The sequence below is a fragment of the Solibacillus sp. FSL W7-1472 genome, from assembly GCF_037969775.1.
Lineage (GTDB): Bacteria > Bacillota > Bacilli > Bacillales_A > Planococcaceae > Solibacillus > Solibacillus silvestris.
In genome coordinates, this window is sequence record NZ_CP150208.1 from 3,694,834 (window position 1) to 3,712,443 (window position 17,610).

General features: G+C 39.0%; 17 protein-coding genes. 4 read left to right on the top strand and 13 right to left on the bottom strand.

The genetic code is table 11. The features are described from left to right. Nucleotides 1-15: 15 nt before the first annotated feature. The 4 genes from MKY07_RS18445 (at nt 16) to MKY07_RS18460 (ending at nt 4,822) form a co-directional block, all read left to right on the top strand. On the top strand, nt 16-1,032 hold the full coding sequence (locus MKY07_RS18445) for an inorganic phosphate transporter (protein ID WP_008405850.1): 1,017 nt from the start codon (nt 16-18) through the stop codon (nt 1,030-1,032). A gap of 108 nt (nt 1,033-1,140) precedes the next feature. Continuing rightward, nucleotides 1,141-3,258, top strand: a complete 2,118-nt coding sequence (locus tag MKY07_RS18450; RefSeq protein WP_339263327.1) for an MMPL family transporter — start codon at nt 1,141-1,143, stop codon at nt 3,256-3,258. Between the two features lie 374 nt (nt 3,259-3,632). Beyond that, complete coding sequence (locus MKY07_RS18455) at nt 3,633-3,935, top strand: transposase (RefSeq protein WP_014822792.1); 303 nt, start codon at nt 3,633-3,635, stop codon at nt 3,933-3,935. Continuing rightward, the gene (locus tag MKY07_RS18460; protein ID WP_339263328.1) at nt 3,932-4,822 is read left to right on the top strand and encodes an IS3 family transposase; all 891 of its coding nucleotides are present in this window, start codon (nt 3,932-3,934) and stop codon (nt 4,820-4,822) included. The genes MKY07_RS18455 and MKY07_RS18460 overlap by 4 nt, the downstream gene beginning before the upstream one ends. Nucleotides 4,823-5,119: 297 nt before the next feature. On the opposite strand, the gene MKY07_RS18465 is transcribed toward MKY07_RS18460, so the two are convergent. From MKY07_RS18465 to MKY07_RS18525, 13 genes are all read right to left on the bottom strand, one after another. Continuing rightward, complete coding sequence (locus MKY07_RS18465) at nt 5,120-5,344, bottom strand: hypothetical protein (RefSeq protein ID WP_008405853.1); 225 nt, start codon at nt 5,342-5,344, stop codon at nt 5,120-5,122. Between the two features lie 20 nt (nt 5,345-5,364). Then, on the bottom strand, nt 5,365-5,829 hold the full coding sequence (locus MKY07_RS18470; RefSeq protein WP_008405855.1) for a hypothetical protein: 465 nt from the start codon (nt 5,827-5,829) through the stop codon (nt 5,365-5,367). A 115-nt stretch (nt 5,830-5,944) separates the two neighbouring features. Further along, nucleotides 5,945-7,033, bottom strand: coding sequence for an AI-2E family transporter (locus tag MKY07_RS18475; protein ID WP_008405857.1), 1,089 nt, complete (start codon nt 7,031-7,033; stop codon nt 5,945-5,947). A 148-nt stretch (nt 7,034-7,181) separates the two neighbouring features. Further along, entirely contained in the window at nt 7,182-8,879 is a 1,698-nt protein-coding gene (locus MKY07_RS18480; RefSeq protein ID WP_155889486.1) for a M3 family oligoendopeptidase, read from the bottom strand. A 172-nt stretch (nt 8,880-9,051) separates the two neighbouring features. Then, nucleotides 9,052-10,800 (bottom strand): methyl-accepting chemotaxis protein, encoded by a 1,749-nt coding sequence (locus tag MKY07_RS18485; RefSeq protein ID WP_339263329.1) that lies wholly within the window; start codon nt 10,798-10,800, stop codon nt 9,052-9,054. Nucleotides 10,801-10,999: 199 nt separating this feature from the next. Beyond that, the gene (locus tag MKY07_RS18490) at nt 11,000-11,719 is read right to left on the bottom strand and encodes a YebC/PmpR family DNA-binding transcriptional regulator (RefSeq protein ID WP_008405861.1); all 720 of its coding nucleotides are present in this window, start codon (nt 11,717-11,719) and stop codon (nt 11,000-11,002) included. Nucleotides 11,720-11,876: 157 nt separating this feature from the next. Continuing rightward, on the bottom strand, nt 11,877-12,740 hold the full coding sequence (locus MKY07_RS18495) for a neutral zinc metallopeptidase (protein ID WP_008405863.1): 864 nt from the start codon (nt 12,738-12,740) through the stop codon (nt 11,877-11,879). Nucleotides 12,741-12,903: 163 nt separating this feature from the next. Further along, the gene (locus tag MKY07_RS18500; protein WP_008405865.1) at nt 12,904-13,362 is read right to left on the bottom strand and encodes a low molecular weight protein-tyrosine-phosphatase; all 459 of its coding nucleotides are present in this window, start codon (nt 13,360-13,362) and stop codon (nt 12,904-12,906) included. A 54-nt stretch (nt 13,363-13,416) separates the two neighbouring features. Continuing rightward, complete coding sequence (locus MKY07_RS18505) at nt 13,417-14,019, bottom strand: lysophospholipid acyltransferase family protein (RefSeq protein ID WP_008405867.1); 603 nt, start codon at nt 14,017-14,019, stop codon at nt 13,417-13,419. A gap of 66 nt (nt 14,020-14,085) precedes the next feature. After that, on the bottom strand, nt 14,086-14,973 hold the full coding sequence (locus tag MKY07_RS18510; RefSeq protein ID WP_339263330.1) for an NAD-dependent epimerase/dehydratase family protein: 888 nt from the start codon (nt 14,971-14,973) through the stop codon (nt 14,086-14,088). A 6-nt stretch (nt 14,974-14,979) separates the two neighbouring features. Then, the gene (locus MKY07_RS18515) at nt 14,980-15,816 is read right to left on the bottom strand and encodes a putative RNA methyltransferase (protein ID WP_339263331.1); all 837 of its coding nucleotides are present in this window, start codon (nt 15,814-15,816) and stop codon (nt 14,980-14,982) included. A 101-nt stretch (nt 15,817-15,917) separates the two neighbouring features. Continuing rightward, nucleotides 15,918-16,796, bottom strand: a complete 879-nt coding sequence (locus tag MKY07_RS18520) for a polysaccharide deacetylase family protein (protein ID WP_339263332.1) — start codon at nt 16,794-16,796, stop codon at nt 15,918-15,920. 128 nt (nt 16,797-16,924) lie between these two features. Continuing rightward, on the bottom strand, nt 16,925-17,593 hold the full coding sequence (locus MKY07_RS18525; protein WP_339263333.1) for a nuclease-related domain-containing protein: 669 nt from the start codon (nt 17,591-17,593) through the stop codon (nt 16,925-16,927). Nucleotides 17,594-17,610 lie beyond the last annotated feature (17 nt).

The following is a 17,610-nucleotide window of genomic DNA, read 5'->3' on the forward strand; positions in this document are numbered from 1 at the left end:
TGAGGAGTCCTTTTAATGAATACACTACTTATCATTACCGTCCTAGTAGTCTTTTTTGCACTTGCATTTGACTTCATTAATGGTTTTCATGATACTGCAAATGCGATTGCAACATCCGTTTCAACACGTGCGCTACCTCCTCGAGTAGCGGTAATCATGGCAGCATTTATGAATTTCTTGGGTGCCATTACATTCGTAGGTGTTGCAAAGGCGATTGCGTCAGATATTGTTGACCCGTTTGCATTATCTACACCTGATGCACCATTAATCGGTTCTGTTGTTATTTTGGCCGCTCTATTATCGGCGATTACCTGGAACTTAGTCACTTGGTATTTTGGAATTCCATCAAGTTCTTCTCATACATTGATCGGTTCGATTGCAGGTGCTGCCATTGCAGCATCTGGAGTCGGGGTTTTAAACTATAGCGGATTCACAAAAATTATTATTGCTTTATTAGCATCACCAATCATTGCGATTTGTGCCGGTTATTTAATGATGACAATAATGAAATTTATTTTTAAGAATATGAATCTTTATAAAACAAATAAAGGCTTCCGTATTATGCAAATTTTCACTGCAGCCATTCAATCATTTACCCACGGGACAAACGATGCTCAAAAGGCAATGGGTATTATTACGATGGCACTGATTGCAGCGAATTGGCAAACAACGGATGATGTACAAGGCTGGGTACGTTTTGCCTGTGCTTTAGCAATGGGTCTTGGTACATCGATCGGTGGCTATAAAATCATTAAAACAGTTGGCGGTAAAATCATGAAAATCCGTCCTGTAAACGGTGCCGCTGCGGACATTGCTTCTGCATCCATCATTTTCGGTGCGACATTAATTCACTTGCCTGTATCAACAACACATGTTATTTCATCTGCAATTATGGGTGTTGGTTCAGCACAAAATGTAAAAGGCGTAAACTGGGGTATGGCTCGTAAAATTGTCACAACTTGGATTATTACAATGCCTATTTCTGCTGTGATGGCAGCAATTATCTATACAGTATTAAATCTATTCTTTTAAAAAAGAGGGCAGGTATGTTTCGAAATTTTTTTCGGACAAACCTCCCTCTTTTCTTTTTTTCTATCAATCCATTACACTGTATTTATGGAAAAAGAAAGGCGGTAATTTATGAAACAGTTTGCAGCATTCATTACAAAATTCGCAAAACCGATTGTTCTACTATGGTCTGCACTTTTAATTGTTCTTGCAATTTTTGCGCTTCAACTCCCTTCTAAACTGCAAGGGGATGGTTTTTTCTACGATGGCGACCACTCGTATGTAACGAACGAGCTATCGGATACATTCAACTTACCTGCAAAAACGATTTTTGTACTGTTTGAAAATAAATCGGATGAGGAAATTTCATCAGCACTTGAAAGTTTAGAAACAATCGAAGAAATTCAATCCATTACATCTCCTGTAGGTGTTGAAGATTTAAACAAAGAAGGATATGCCTATGGAATGCTGGAGTTCGATAATACGGTGGATGATTACTTCCCTATTATTGATGAGTTGCGTGAAAAGCTTGGCGATATTAACGGTATTTCCATTACAGGAGAACCGGTTATTTCAAAGGATATTAATGTTGCGAGTCAAAATGATTTAATTAAAGCTGAAACGATTGGCCTTCCGATCGCCTTAATCGTTTTATTGTTAGCATTCGGTACAATCGTAGCTTCTTTACTGCCGATATTAGTCGGCGGTGCTACGGTTGTCATCACACTTGGTCTATTGACTCTATTAGGAGATAGTGTGAACTTATCGATTTTCGTGTTAAATATTGTCCCAATGCTCGGGTTAGCCTTAAGTATTGATTTTGCATTGCTGCTTATTAACCGATACCGTGAAGAACGCAATACACAATCGGTTGAGCAGTCTGTTCAAATTGCTATCCAAACAGCCGGACGCTCAATTATCTTTTCAGCGCTTTGTGTCATGATCGGTCTTGGCGCAATGATTGTCATAGATGTTGAAATATTCATGAACATCGCGCTTGGCGGGTCAATTGTTGTGTTGCTCGCTGTATTAACAGGTATTACACTTTTACCGGCAGCATTGACGATTTTAGGCGACCGTTTAAATAAAGGCCGTGTTTTCCGTATAAAACCAACTGCCTCTCGTTGGCAGAAGTTCGCCGCCTTTGTCATGAAACGCCCTGTCACAATTATCGTTGTGGCTATCATCTTGCTATGTGTTGCAATGGTGCCGATTAAGGATATCGAGTTAACTATTCCTTCTACGGAATCACTGCCGGAATCCTATGAGTCACGCCAAACGTTCGATACACTCGATGAACAATTCGGTCTCGGTGATAATACACCAGTATTCCTTCTGGCAGAAAATGATGAAGCCGGTGCTTGGGATACGACAGAAGGCCGCGAGAAAATGCTCGATATCCAGCAGCAGTTGTTGGATGATCCGCTTGTTGATCGTATAACGTCAATGTTTACTGTGGCCAATATCGATTCTGTTGAAATGTGGGAAATGGCGAACAGCAACCCGCAAGCACCAGGTGCACTGGATGAAGTGGCGAAAAACTTTATTCAGGAAGATAAAATGTATATGGTCGCTTATTTAAATACAGAAGGTTCTTCATTCGAAGCACAGGATTTTGTACGCGACTGGAGTGAAAAGGACTTAGGTGTCGATTTCGCCTTATCCGGTCAAGCAAAGTTCAATCAGGAAATCTTTGATGAGATTTCGAGCAAGGTACTCATTGCCATTGCGATCATCATTGTATCAACCTTCTTTATTTTAATGATTGCGTTCCGTTCGATTTTAATTCCGTTGAAGGCGATCTTAATGAACATCCTTGGCTTAGGAGCGACATTCGGAATTCTCGTCTACATTTTCCAGTATGGCCATTTCGGTTTGGAAGCGACGACGATTGTACTGATTATTCCGGTGTTGACCTTCTGCTTAGTGTTCGGCTTAAGTATGGACTATGAAGTATTTTTAATTTCCCGTATTCAGGAGGAATATTTAAAAGGGGCAACAAATACGAAGGCAACGGTCGATGGACTTGTCTCGACGAGTAAAATTATTACATCAGCAGCGCTCATTATGATTGTTATTACCGGTGCATTCGCATTTACGGATGTCATGCCCGTGAAGCAAATCGGTGTCGGTATTGCGATCGCGATTGCCATTGATGCAACAATCATCCGCCTGATGCTCGTCCCAAGTTTCATGAAGTTGTTTGGTGACTGGAACTGGTGGCTGCCGTTTAGAAAGAATACTAGATAACGTTGAATAAATAGTCGTCCGGCCTTTTGTAAAGGGATCGGGCGGCTTTTTTATTTCGATCAGGATTTTATTAGAACAATTGTCGGAGATATTTGAAGATGCAGTGAGGTTATTAGAACATCTGTAGTTTTTATTTGAAAACCGGGTGAAACGGGTGACTCTCCTTTCAATTAGAGGGGGTGCCGGGTGACCAATCTTGCGTTTATTAGAACTTCTCGTGCCGATATTGGAACAACTTGACGGGATATTAGCACTACCATCCCCTATATTAGAAAATCTCGAACACTTATTAGCACATTGAGGTTAGTATAAAAAATGGACACGTCTTAAGAGACACTTTAAGATTAAGATATCTAAAAAAGGACGTGGAACCGATGAAAGAAAAACAAACTCGTAAGCGATTAGACGCACAAACAAAAGAATACATTTTAAAGTCTGTTTTAGAAGATGGCGCAAAAGTTTCAGATCTGGCATTTAAGTTTGAAATTGGGTCTTCAACGATCCATAAATGGATTAAAGATTATCGTGAATCGAAAAATCAGGATGTCACACGATACTTTACTTCTAGCGAAGTAGATAAGTTGCAGGCAGCGTTTGATAAGAAGTTACGTGATTTGGAAGAAGAGAATGAAATTCTAAAAAAGGCTATGCACATCTTCGCGAAAAACCCCGAGTGATTTATGCATTCATTGAAAAGCATAAAAACGACTTTGGCATTGCGATGATGTGTAAAGTATTGATGGTTTCAAAAAGCGGTTATTATGATTGGCGTAAAAAACAGATACAGCCCTTATCGGAAAAAGAAGTACGTGATACAGAAATTGCCCATCAGATTCATCGATCGTATGCGAGGAGTTTTGGTACATACGGTAGCCCTCGAATTGCGCAAGACTTAGCGAGTTTAGGTTATGTCTGTTCGCAAAAGAAAATTGCGAATATGATGCGAAACCTTGGGTTAAGTGCCATAATCCCGAGAACTGTTCAACGAACAACGGATTCCAATCACCATCAATTTATTTATCCGAATCTAGTCAAACGTCAATTTCAAGTAAAAGAGAAAAATAAAGTATGGGTCGCAGATATAACTTATATCCGAACACTGGAGGGGTGGGTGTATCTTGCGTCAATCATGGATTTATATTCTCGTAAAATCGTCGGCTGGGCCATCGCAGATCATATGGAAGAAACATTAGTAGATCAAGCCTTGAAGCATGCTTTAGCAGTTCGAAAACCCGAGAAGGGATTAGTTCATCATTCAGATCGAGGCGCACAATATTGTGCCACAAGCTATACAAGCACTTTAAAAGAACATGGGATTAAAATTAGCATGAGTCGTAAAGGAGATCCCTATGACAATGCGTGTATTGAATCCTTCCACGCCACAATCAAAAAAGAATGGATCTATCGTCACCGTTTCGAATCCAAAAAAGAAGCACGAAAGAGCGTGGAGTCATATATCGTAAACTTTTACAATGAACGACGACGTCATTCAACAATCGGTTATTTATCACCAAACCAATTTGAGAGAAATCAACAGGAGTCAGTTTGTCAAAATGTCTCATAAAGTTCTCTTACAGGGTTTTCATCCCTCCATGCCCAGGTCTGGGCATGGAGGGATGAAAAGCAGAGCAACCGAAGGGCGGTAGCAAAAAAAGTCTCTTAACGTTTGTCCGAAATATTGACGGAAGACCAACATTGAGCTTGTATATTAGAAAATGAGACTTTTATTAGAACTTTTTAAAATATATTAGACAATTCCACCTGTTTATTAGAAAATCATCCACCCCACACTCCCCAAAATTAAAAAATCCCCTTCGTCACTATAACGATGAAGGGGATTTTAGAAATCAAAGCGACCAACCTAGCCTATATACAGTTGTTCCTCAAACGGCAGCACAACTGCATATGCTTCGCTCGACTCTTCGCTTTTGTTTAACTCGATCTGTTTCGGGTCTTTAGGTTCCCACAACATATAAAATGCTTGAATTACAATGACAATAACAACGGATGCTACTAAAATTGTACCGACGATAATCTTGACCATTTTATTTCCGGACATTTCTTTCGATGAATTCTGTTGTGCCATTCTTCAATTCCCTCACTTATCTATTTTGAAAGTCGGAAACCTTCCTCACGTAAATAAGCGATAGCATCTTCACGCGTACCGAAAGATTCCTCTAAATTTCCTTGATGATAAATATTCCAAGAACGATCATTAAACTCCAGCTCTAGTTTCGTTCCTTCACGCGATGTCCACGTCTCGACAATCGGTAAAATCTCTTCTTCTTCCTCAGATAAATAGTTGATTGAGTCGCGCACTATTTCACGTAACGCTTCCTCGCTGTAGTCACGAATATTGACTAGTCCGTTGTCGCCCGCTTCTTTTTCATATTTCAATAAGTCGCCGACGAAAACAAAGCCATTGCCGTTTGGATGCAACTTTTCTACAACAATCGATTTTTCGTAAAGGCTTCCTTCAAAATGATAATTCACACGTTTTAATGAAATTTCCTTTTTAGTCAACTGAGGAAATGATTCGATAATTTCTTGTTTTTGTTCAAATGTTAGCATTGTCTGCTCCTTTTAAATGTCTTTTCAATTATTAAGTATACCGTGTCCGGCGAGAATTAAAAAGCGAAGCATATGCTTATCACATATGCTCCGCAACTTAGCCATATAAACTAGGTTATACCGTCTTATTGGCAGTCTCCTTAATCTGTTTGCGTTCTTCATAAATATTTTGAACGATTACTTTAATGACGCAGTACGTAGGGATCGCAATCAGAATTCCGATAAACCCGGCAATATTACCTGCTGCCAATACGATTGAAATGACGGTCAACGGGTGTATATCCAAAGATCGTCCCATAACATTTGGTGTGATTAAGTTACTTTCTACTTGCTGTGCAACAAGCGTAATAACACCAACCCAAATAACGGAAATCGGATCATAAATCAATGCTACAATCACTGCCGGTACAAGTGAAATCCACGGACCGATAAATGGAATCATATTCATGAAAAATGCAAATAAAGCAAGTAATAATGAATATTCCAAACCAATGATTAAATAACCAATGTACATCATGATTGCGAGTAAAAAGCTTACCAATACTTGTCCTTGTACATAGCTTCTTAATACTTTATCAATGTCTTCTAATGTTTTTTTCACCCATGTACGGCGTTCCCCGGAAAATATACCATAAATTTGAGGAGCGAATTTTTCATGGTCTTTCAACATAAAAATAAAGAAAAATGGAGCTAATACTAATGTTAATGTGACGGTTACCGCCCCACTTAAGAAAGAAACAAGATATTTACTACTTGTGACAGCAATGTCTTGTATCGAATTGGTTACAGATGCTATAAACTCTTCTACTTGCGGAGGTAACATCGGAATATTTTCCTTATTATCTAAAATAAAATCAGCTGCTTCTTCAATATCCTTCGCGATCGTCGGTGCATTTTCAACAAGTCTGTTTACTTGGTTTGCAATTGGAGTACCAACCAAAATTAAAAAGCTTGCGAATAAACCCGCTATTATAAGAACAATCGTTATTAAACTACCCCATCTCGGCATACCCCGTTTTTCCAATATACGCTGCAATGGCTCTGAAATATAATAGAGCACCCCTCCGAGTAATAACGGTACAAGGATTGTTGTAAAAATAATGATAATCGGATTAAATATCGAATGAATTTCAATAAAGTATTTAATAATTAATAATGTTAATAAAATACCTACGCCAACTTGGAACCACAGTTTTCTTGTCATCGGCTCACTCTCTTTCCCAAACTTTCTTTTACTTTATATTTTTACTATAACTATGTACGTTTTAGCATGCCATAAAGGTTCATAAAATACAAAAAATAAAAAAGGTTTCTTCCGCAAAGGAGTCTTTGCGGAACAAACCTCTTAACTTTTATAGCTTTTTATCGTCAATTGAATTTAAATAGTCTTCGATTGTGCCTACAACCGACTCCACACAGCCTTCGTCAAATGGCGAGATTAAGCCCGCTTCTTCAACAAGTTTTGTGAAAGCAAATGACCCGCCTAGACTGCATAAATGCAGATAGTCTTTCCAAGCACCATCAAAGTCTTCGCGTGAACGTTTCCAAAACTGGAATGCACAAATTTGCGCTAACGTGTAGTCAATATAATAGAATGGGCTTGAATAAATATGACCTTGTCGTTGCCAAAAAGCTCCGGATTCCAAGTAGTCATGTCCATCATAATCGCGATGCGGTAAATATTTCGCCTCGATTTCTTTCCATGCAGCATTGCGCTCTGCTGGTGTCATTTGTGGATTTTCATACACGACATGCTGGAATTCATCTACTGCTACACCGTATGGTAAGAATAGTAACCCGCTGCTTAAATGCGAGAATTTATACTTATCTGTTTGGTGCTTGAAGAATAGCTCCATCCAAGGCCATGTAAAGAATTCCATACTCATAGAATGAATTTCTGCTGATTCATATGTCGGCCATAAGTATTCCGGAATTCCAATATTTCGGCTTGAATACACTTGGAATGCATGTCCTGCCTCATGTGTCAGTACATCAATATCTCCGGATGTGCCGTTAAAGTTCGAGAAGATGTACGGTGATTCGTAGTCTTCGATAAACGTACAGTATCCGCCGCTTTCCTTACCTTTTTTCGCAACTAAATCCATCAGGTCATGCTCGATCATATAGTTGAAGAACTCGCCTGTTTCCTTAGATAGTTCTTCGTACATTTTTTTACCGTTATCGATAATCCATTGCGGGTCACCTTGAGGTACGGCATTTCCTGTTAAGAATGTTAAGCCTTCATCATAGAATTTAAAGTCTTCCACACCGATGCGTTCTGCTTGGCGCTCATACAGTTTTGTTGCAAGCGGTACGATACTTTCACGCACTTGCTCGCGGAATTTGGCAACCATCTCTGCATTGTAGTCAACACGGTTCATATTGACATAGCCCAGTTCTACATAGTTTTTGAAGCCTAATTTTGTCGCAATTTCATGGCGAAGCTTCACTAAATCATCATAAATCTGATCGAACTTTTCTTTGTTTGAAGCATAGAAATCTGCACTCGCTTCACGTGCCGCTTTACGTACTTCACGTTCTGTCGATTCTGCATATGGTCCCAGCTGTGCCAGCGTCAATGTTTTGCCGTCAAACTCAATCTGAGCAGAAGCAACTAGCTTGCTGTATTCAGAAGTTAATCTGTTTTCCTTTTGCATAAGCTCGATTACTGCAGGCGAGAAACCTTTTAATAAGTTTTCAGCTAATGCAAATAGTTGCGTACCCCATTTTTCTTCCAGTTGTGCACGGAATGGCGACTTCACGAGTTCCGTATAGTAATTAAATACAAGCTCATCTGCCATTGGACTTACTTCATCAAAATAGTCACGCTCTTTTTGGTAATATTCATCATTCGTATCGATTGATGCACGTACATAGACGATATTGGCCATTGTAGAAAATGTGTTGCGAATCGCATTTAATTTTTCGATGACCTCGCTTTGTTCATCTACTGTAGTTGCAGCTTTAAACTCTTCTAATAATGCTGCTGTCTGTTCTTTCATTTGTTCTAGATCCGGACGTTTATAATCAAAGTCTTTAAATGTTACCAAACTCATTCACCCCATCTGTTCACTTCATTCGGAATTCGAAATTCCCTCTTTTATTATTTATGATTATGGCAAAAATTGCAATTATTTTCAGAATATTTATCCAGCTTTATTTTAGGTTAATAGACATAAAAATAAGCAGCCGAGAAAAGGTCTCTGCTGCTTATTCCGGTTTTTATATCTTGAACTTATTCATTTCCAATACGACTTGTTGTGAATGGCTATCCAATTCTTCAACCGCTTTTGTTAGATCATCGACTACGAGAGTTTGTTCATCTGAAGCAAGTGCCAAATGTTTAGCGTAGTCTGATGTATCGTTTACTAAGCGACTCATCTCCTCAGTTGAAGCTAGAATTTGCTCTGCACCAGCAGACATTTGCTCGACAACTGCTGAATCATCCTGAATTCGGTTGTTGACATTCAATACGGAATTCAAAATTTGGTTTAAACGCTGACCAATTTCACCTACTGCCATCGTTCCTTCTTTAACATCTGTAGTTGTCAGATCAATCTCAACTAGTAAACGATCCGTTATATGCGAGAAGTTTTGCAGATGATCTGAAATCTCCTCCGCTGATGATCTGGACATTTCCGCCAGTTTCTTTACTTCATCTGCTACAACGGCAAAACCTTTTCCGGCTTCCCCGGCACGCGCCGCTTCAATTGCAGCATTAAGCGCAAGTAAATTTGTCTGATCCGAAATATTCGTAATGACGGTCACCATTTCTTTAATGGAATGGAAGTTTTGCCCCATTTCCTTCACTAGCTTAGCCGTATTTTCTACCGATTTTTCTACCCCTTGAATCTGGTCAACTACCTTTCCGGAACTTTGTGCGCCATCTTCAACAAGGCTCGTCATATCGGAAGAAACTTCAGCAATCTCATTAAATGTATCGGCCAGTTTCTGAATGCCGATTGCCATTTCATTCATCGCAGCATTTACTTCATTATTGCTTACTTGCTGTAATGTCCCGCTGTGTGAAATCGTGGCGATATTTTCTACCATTTTTTCATTTGATGTGTTCACACGTTCTGTAGATGTTTCGATTAAATCGACTACTTCTCCCAGCCCATCTGTACGTTCCTTTAATACTTGGAATGTTGCAGATAACTCGACTAGTGAACTTTGGAAATTTTTAGCGAACGCTGTAACTTCATTATTCGTTTTAAAACTCAGCTTGTCCAACGTAGCCTGTGATTCAACAATATCACCTGAAGCTAGATTTTCTGCTGCCTTATTTAATGTTTGTAGTGGGGATAATGCCCGACGGATATAGGTATAAATCCCGATTAAAGCTACGATAAATATAATAATGAAAATAAGCGCTATAAGTGGGACAATCTCTTTTGCTACATTCTCTGTTAAAGAACTGATATACGAAGCATCGATATCAACACCTAAATAGGCAATCGTTTCTCCTGCATCATTTTTAATCGGAACAATGCCGGTAATATATTCACCGAAATCGCTGCTTAAAAGGTCTGATGCAAATTGGCCGTCTTCGATAACGCGCTCAATATGCTCGTATTTTGTAGAACCTGATGGGTCACCCAGTTTCCCGGCGTTTTCAGTATCATCTGCCGACATGCCATCAACTAAAAAGGAAATCTCCCCATTTTCTTCTGGTACAAAATAGGTGTAGGCATACATGACACCATTGTATTCACGTAATTCATTTAACTGTTCACGTAATTCCCAATATGTTGCATTTTCACTTGGTTTTTCAATAAGCTGCTCATACTTTTGTACATCTATGTATTTTACGATATTGCTAGCTACTTCAATCGTACGTTCTTTTACGGATGATTGAACTGAACGCGCTGAGTTATATTGAAGCATAATGACGGTTAATAGCAAAATAACGGCGAAAATACTGCCGATCATCAGTATTATTCTACTACCTAATTTGTCCATTCTTTTCATAGCCTATTCTATCTCCTAGTATAATATTTAATTGTTTAATTTATTTTGAATTAAAGATTATTTAAATGCAACTTCTTTTCGTGAATCCTTTATATTATTAATGAATAATAAGTAAATAGAACTACCCATTTCCCGTTAGTTTCCAAAAGTAAATGAAGACAGAAAAAAAGCCCAAAGAATCATCTTTGGACTTAGATTTTTATTCGCCTAAATCAGCATTGTGGTAAACGCGTTGCACGTCTTCCAAATCTTCCAATGCATCAATCATTTTTTCAAACTTCACTAAATCATCACCAGTTAAAGCCACATCCGTCATTGGCAGCATCGTTAACTCTGCTACAGTAAAGTCTTCGATGCCCGCTCCTTTAAATGCTTCTTGCGTTGCATGGAACTGTTCCGGCTCAACATATACGATAATTGTGCCTTCTTCATCCATAATGTCACGCATATCTAAATCAGCTTCCATTAAAATTTCAAGAATTTCATCTTCTGATTTACCTTCAATTCCGAATACAGCTGTATTTTGGAACATATGCGCCGCTGAACCAGATACGCCCATATTACCGCCATTTTTACCGAATGCTGCACGTACTTCAGAAGCTGTACGGTTTACGTTGTTTGTTAATGCATCAACGATTACCATTGTACCTGCTACCCCAAAACCTTCGTAGCGTAATTCATCAAATTGCTCATCTCCGCCACCTTTTGCTTTGTCGATTGCTTTTTCAATAATATGTTTTGGTACAGAATACGTTTTTGCACGTTCCAAAACCGTTTTCAGTGCACGGTTTGATTCCGGATTTGGTTCACCTGATTTTGCTGCTACATAAATTTCACGACCGAATTTAGCATAAATACGACTATTTGCTGCGTCTTTCCCAGCCTTTTTATCTTTAATGTTATTCCATTTACGACCCATTTTATTCACTCTCTTTCATACTCTATTAGTAACGTTATTTAAAAACGAAAAAATATATTTAACTTATTTATTATACATAAACTTGAAATAATTTTAAATTACTCTGCATAAAAAAATTAAAAACCTATAGCACCATTTGGCATGCTATAGGTTTCGTTTATAATTTTGATGCCTCTAAGCTAAATGTATCGCCGCCTTGAAGTGTCCCGGCATTATATCCTTTTTTGAACCAGCGCATCCGTTGCTCGCTTGTACCATGTGTAAAGCTTTCCGGTACGACATATCCTTGCGCTTCCATCTGTAGTGTATCATCGCCAATGGCATTTGCTGCCGTTAATGCCTCCTCAAAATCGCCTTCTTCCAAATAGCCCTTGTCTTGGACATGATGTGCCCATACACCCGAGTAATAGTCAGCCTGAAGTTCCAAACGTTTCACTGCTTCATTGTACTTGGCTTGTGATACTTTTCCGTTTAACGCATGTACCTGTTCGGATGTGCCCAATAATGTTTGGACATGGTGCCCGACTTCATGCGCGACTACATAAGCCATCGCAAAATCACCCGGTGCATCAAACCGGTTTTTTAATTCTTTATAAAAACTTAAATCAATATACAGCTTATAATCTGCCGGACAATAAAATGGCCCGACCGCAGCACTTTGCATTCCGCATCCGGAGCTTACACTATCCGTAAACAATACGAGCGTCGGATTTTTGTAAGTTAATCCATTGTCAGCAAACAATTGTTGCCATATATCCTCTGTATCCGCAAGTACTACCGAAACGAACTCCGCCAGTTCCTCTTCTTCAGCGGTCGGTTCATAGTTTTCAGAAGTTGCACCGTTTTGCGTAATGCTCTTTGATACTTCCGAAACAACATCCCCTGCATCTCCGCCATTGAGCAATGTGAAAATAATGGCAATAATTATCCCGACGCCGCCAAGACCTCCACCGATTTTCCCGGCACTCATCCCACGGCGGTCCTCCACATTACTGCTTTTCCGTCTTCCTTTTACATCCATAGTGTTCCCCTCCACCTAAAACAGGCATTCTTTGCCCTATAATTACCCTATTTACGATTTCATATAACTTCTAATTTTAATTTGTAAAACAAAAGAAATCGAAGTAGTTTTCAATTCCACTTCGATTTCTTTCTAAACTTCGCCTAATACAAAAATAACTACCTTATAAATCGGCTTCGATCTTTTTCAGCAATGCCTCGCAGCCTTCTACACATAGATCGTACGTTTCCTGGAAATCCCCTGTATACCATGGATCCGGAACATCTTTTTTATGTGTCGTCAAATCAAGGAAGCGGAACACTTTTGCATCAGCTTCAGCACGCAGCATTTCGATTGTATTTTTCACGTTGCTTTCATCCATACATACAATATAGTCAAAGCTGTCTAAATCGGAAGTGCATAACTGTCTTGCAAGCATACCGGTTGTCATAATTCCGTATTCCTGTAATTTTGCCGTCGTTCCTTTATGTGGCGGTTCTCCAATATGGTAATTGCTCGTGCCGGCTGAGTCGACTGTAATTTTATCCGTCAAACCACGTTTAGCGATTAAATCACGCATAACAGCTTCCGCCATCGGAGAACGGCAAATATTGCCCAAACATACGAATAGTACTTGCTTCATCTCTTTTCCACCCCTAATCAAAGAAGCCGCACGAAAGATTCCGCGCAGCTCCTGTTATTTTACTTCCGGGTGCATTTCCTTCAAATGTGCTGTCAATCGGTTCAGCTCATCTTCCAAAAATTGAACAGATTGTTCACGGCCTTCTTTTCCTGCCCCAACTGTAAATGGCTTCCCGTAAATTAAATAGCCTTTTTGGCGTTTGAATACACCTTTTGCATTTTTCGGACCGATATATGCAGCCGGCAAGATTTCAGTCTTCGCCAACTGGGCAATTGTCACTGCGCCGGCTTTTAGTTCCGAGTTTTCCGAACTTCTCGTTCCACTCGGGAAGATTCCGACTACTTTTCCTTCTTTAATAAGCTGTCGCGGGATTTTAATAACACTTGGTCCCGGATTATCGCGATCTACCGGGAATGCGTTCAATCTCGTAATGAGCCAACCTAATCCTTTGACATCAAATAATTGTTTCTTAGCCATAAAATGTACTTCTTTAGGCAGCATAGATATTCCTAGATTCAAAATATCGATATAGCCATTATGTGTACAGGCAACGACAAAGCCGCCTTCTTTCGGTATATTTTCTTTCCCGTATACCTTAGCCTTTGACCCGTTAACCCCTAAAATTCCATACACAACTCTTGCAATAAATTTATACACGTTTCATTCCTACCTTATCGTTAATCTCACTTTATTTTAATTGAAAGTAATACCATCATTCAATCACTACTGTTTTGCCGTCGTTCCCGCAATTTGCTCGATTAATGGAGACAGCCAATCCTCAAGCTGACTAAACGAAAATCCTAATTGCTCCGCCTTGTCATTTTTCATATACCATGTTGCAGGTATGGCATATGGTGAACGGATTTCCTCTGTCCCAAGTAATGCTATTTTAGCGCGCTCCCCTGTCTTTTCTTCAATAAGAGAAATAAGGTCTTTTAACGAAATAACCCCATTTGCTATCGCATTAATTGGACCTTCCACATCTTCATTACCTGCCCACTGTAAAAATCGAGCGGCTTCTGTTGCCTGAATGAAGGACATTTCCGCATCCATGTTTAAAAATCCAATCGGTTCCTTATTAATAATGCGCTCAATATGGAAATGCAAACGGCGCGTATAATCATCTTCTCCCATGACAATCGGGAAACGGACCGCGACTACAGGGAACTCCGCATATTTATAAAATACCGCCTCTGCCAGACGTTTGCCTTCACCATACGTAAATTCATGTGTGTCTCCCATGATGATGCCATATGAAGTCGGATCAAAATCTTCTTCCGAATGCGGCTTTCCATTTGCCTCATATACAGCTAATGTAGAGGTGAAGACGAGCTTGCCGATTTTACCATTGAACAGATCGCATAGCTGTTTTGCCTCATTTGGCGAATAGCAAATATTATCATATACAATATCAAATGTACGATTTTCCAATGCCTTCCCAAAAGCCTCCGTATCTTTACGATCCACTTTAATATGCTCCACTGCATCGCCAAAGGGATTTTCTGACATACCACGTGTGACAATTGTTACTTCATGCTTTTGCTCCAATAAAAGCTCCACTAATTTACGGCCAAAAAATCGTGTCCCGCCTAATACTAAGATTTTCTTCATATACGATCACTCCATTCCAATTAATAAATCTAAATCAATTGTAATTTCCTGTAATTGAATACTTTCTTTATCGTTAATATGCCAGCCCATCGGTGTCATTTCAAGCAGGTTTTGTACTAAATGTGCTTCAAGTGGTACTGTATAGGTAATTCTTTTTACTTCTGCATTTGCAAAACTTGCTTTAAAACGCTCAACTGTTTCGGCATTTGTATAGCTTTCCTTTTCCGAATTTGCAAACGCCTGTTTACGCAGTTCTTTTAAGTAATTTTCCTGTGGCACAACTTTAATTACTTTACCGCCCCGTTTTAATAGCCGTTTAAATTCATCGTAATTTGCAGGTGACAAAATATTTAAAATCGCATCAAAAGATTGCTCGTTGAATGGACTATTGGCTAAATCACCTACACACCATAGCTGTTCAGGATTATACTTTGCCGCTGCGATTACTCCTTCTTTAGAAATATCAATTCCTACACCAACAGGGCGATCAAGCTGTTCGCAAATACGATGTAAATGAGAACCTTCACCACAACCTGTATCTAAAATTACCGGCTGTTCCACTGTGATTTCCCGGGCAATGGCGGCTTGTAACCGATCATAGATTCCTGCTTGAATGACAGTATGGCGAGACTCGAATAATTCTTTTCCATACATTGATTGGATAGGTCGATTTAACATATAAACATAGCCTTGTTTTGCCACATCAAATGTATGATTCGATAGACAGCTCATTTTTCCTTCATTGCTTATCTCTATTCCCTGTTGGCAAATAGGACAGGCAAAAAGTTGGCTATTGAATTGAAATTGCTGAATACTTAACGCTCGTTTTGATAATAGACCCATTATGGATCCTCCTTCATATGTGTTCGCTAGTATCGTACCATAAACTCATTCAAATAAAAAAAGGAAATAGTGGTCACTACTCCCTTCAAATACTTTTCAATCTATAATAGTTGGCTCGTTGTCACAAATTCATAGCCTTCTTCTTTCAAATACAATATAACTTCCTCTAATGCATCTGCTGATTGCTGATGAATATCGTGCATTAAAATAATCCCATTGTCCTTTGCTTGTGATTTTAAATTTGCCAATGTCTTTTTCGGTGTTTTATGCTGCCAATCAAGTGTATCAATATTCCACAGAACCGGCTTTATATCATCGATCGATTCCCTTACTTTTTCATCTATTGCTCCAAACGGCGGTCGATACATCGTAGGCGTCTTTCCTGTTGCATCACAAATTGCCTCGTTTGCTCGGTCGATTTCTGCTCGCATTTGTTGTGCGTTTAGCTTCGTCAAGTTTTTGTGGCTCCACGTATGATTGGCAATTTCATGACCGAAAGCATCCGCTTTTTTCACGACATCAGGATATTTTACAACGTTTTGACCGAGCACAAAGAATGTTGCCTTCACTTCATACTTTTGCAGTGTCATTAAAATTTGATCGGTCACATTTTTATGTGGACCGTCATCGAACGTAAGTGCAATTTTTTTATGAACGGCCTGTTGTTCTGGAGGTTGTTGTTGTTCATTTTCTTGTACAACATCGGCCTGCGTATTATCCAATATATTTTCAACCTTTATGTATGTTGTACAATTTCTGACCGGTGCCCCTCCGTCATTCATATAAAACGGCATCATTTTATTTAAGCTGTCGGTTGGCTCGTTTATATAACCTTTGGAAGCGGATGGCTCATAATAAGCAGCATTCATCGAAACCGCTTTATTACTTGCGTAAGTTGACGGTGTATCGATCCATAGGCGATATCCGAAAACTATTAATATTCCACATAATATGCTGAGCACTGTTATTTTTTTGCCCATTCTACTACCCTCCTTTCCTCTTCTATTTATTAGACGTATGAAGAGAGCAAAAAGTTAATAAAATATTGGATTTTTTTATAAATTTTTCCCATAAAAATAGCAAAGTAGAAAAAACTACTTCGCTCTGTTTACTTTGTCGGTGTGGCGGTTTTTGAATGTAATGTCGTATTTTTCCCGTGCATAAAGGCTTCTAATGCTGTGTACACACTTTCAATCTCTGTTTCTGATAATCGTTTTCCTTCAAGTGTTTTTGCCCATTTTTTTAATTCCGCCATTTTTAGCACTTCTACATTTGAAGATTGAACTTCAATCTGCTGAAATGAGCAACCATTCGTAAAAACTACGAGCGTTTCAAATATTGTACCGTTTACTTCCGGCAGCTGGTCTTTTAATGCATGAGTTAAACGTTTTGTTTCATGGACCGGGTTGTTAAATACTTGTTTTTTATTTTTATGTAATAGCTCAATCCATTCAATACCCTGCTCCCGTCCATTAATCCAGCCTGATTTATCTTTCACATTTACTACATAGATCCCTGATTCATGAAGTAAAAGTGCATCAATCGTTTGGACTTCATTATGAACAGGAAGTTGGAGATTCACCATTACTTTTTTTATACCTTGAACATGCTCCAATTCCTTTACAAGCTGGTAGGATATCCGAACACTCTTATTCATAAGCACATCAAAATAGGAATAGCCGGTCAATTGATAAAATGTTGTATTGTCATGAGTATATAATTTAAAAATAAAGTAACCTATAATCGCAATTAGAACGACCAATAAAAATAAGGTCATTGCGTTCACTCCTTGTC

Bases quoted from the DNA above. Each gene is read 5' to 3' on its own strand.
- MKY07_RS18445 (WP_008405850.1), top strand. From the start codon at position 16: ATGAATACACTACTTATCATTACCGTCCTAGTAGTCTTTTTTGCACTT.
- MKY07_RS18450 (WP_339263327.1), top strand. From the start codon at position 1,141: ATGAAACAGTTTGCAGCATTCATTACAAAATTCGCAAAACCGATTGTT.
- MKY07_RS18455 (WP_014822792.1), top strand. From the start codon at position 3,633: ATGAAAGAAAAACAAACTCGTAAGCGATTAGACGCACAAACAAAAGAA.
- MKY07_RS18465 (WP_008405853.1), bottom strand. From the start codon at position 5,344: ATGGCACAACAGAATTCATCGAAAGAAATGTCCGGAAATAAAATGGTC.
- MKY07_RS18470 (WP_008405855.1), bottom strand. From the start codon at position 5,829: ATGCTAACATTTGAACAAAAACAAGAAATTATCGAATCATTTCCTCAG.
- MKY07_RS18475 (WP_008405857.1), bottom strand. From the start codon at position 7,033: ATGACAAGAAAACTGTGGTTCCAAGTTGGCGTAGGTATTTTATTAACA.
- MKY07_RS18485 (WP_339263329.1), bottom strand. From the start codon at position 10,800: ATGAAAAGAATGGACAAATTAGGTAGTAGAATAATACTGATGATCGGC.
- MKY07_RS18490 (WP_008405861.1), bottom strand. From the start codon at position 11,719: ATGGGTCGTAAATGGAATAACATTAAAGATAAAAAGGCTGGGAAAGAC.
- MKY07_RS18495 (WP_008405863.1), bottom strand. From the start codon at position 12,740: ATGGATGTAAAAGGAAGACGGAAAAGCAGTAATGTGGAGGACCGCCGT.
- MKY07_RS18500 (WP_008405865.1), bottom strand. From the start codon at position 13,362: ATGAAGCAAGTACTATTCGTATGTTTGGGCAATATTTGCCGTTCTCCG.
- MKY07_RS18510 (WP_339263330.1), bottom strand. From the start codon at position 14,973: ATGAAGAAAATCTTAGTATTAGGCGGGACACGATTTTTTGGCCGTAAA.
- MKY07_RS18515 (WP_339263331.1), bottom strand. From the start codon at position 15,816: ATGGGTCTATTATCAAAACGAGCGTTAAGTATTCAGCAATTTCAATTC.
- MKY07_RS18520 (WP_339263332.1), bottom strand. From the start codon at position 16,796: ATGGGCAAAAAAATAACAGTGCTCAGCATATTATGTGGAATATTAATA.
- MKY07_RS18525 (WP_339263333.1), bottom strand. From the start codon at position 17,593: ATGACCTTATTTTTATTGGTCGTTCTAATTGCGATTATAGGTTACTTT.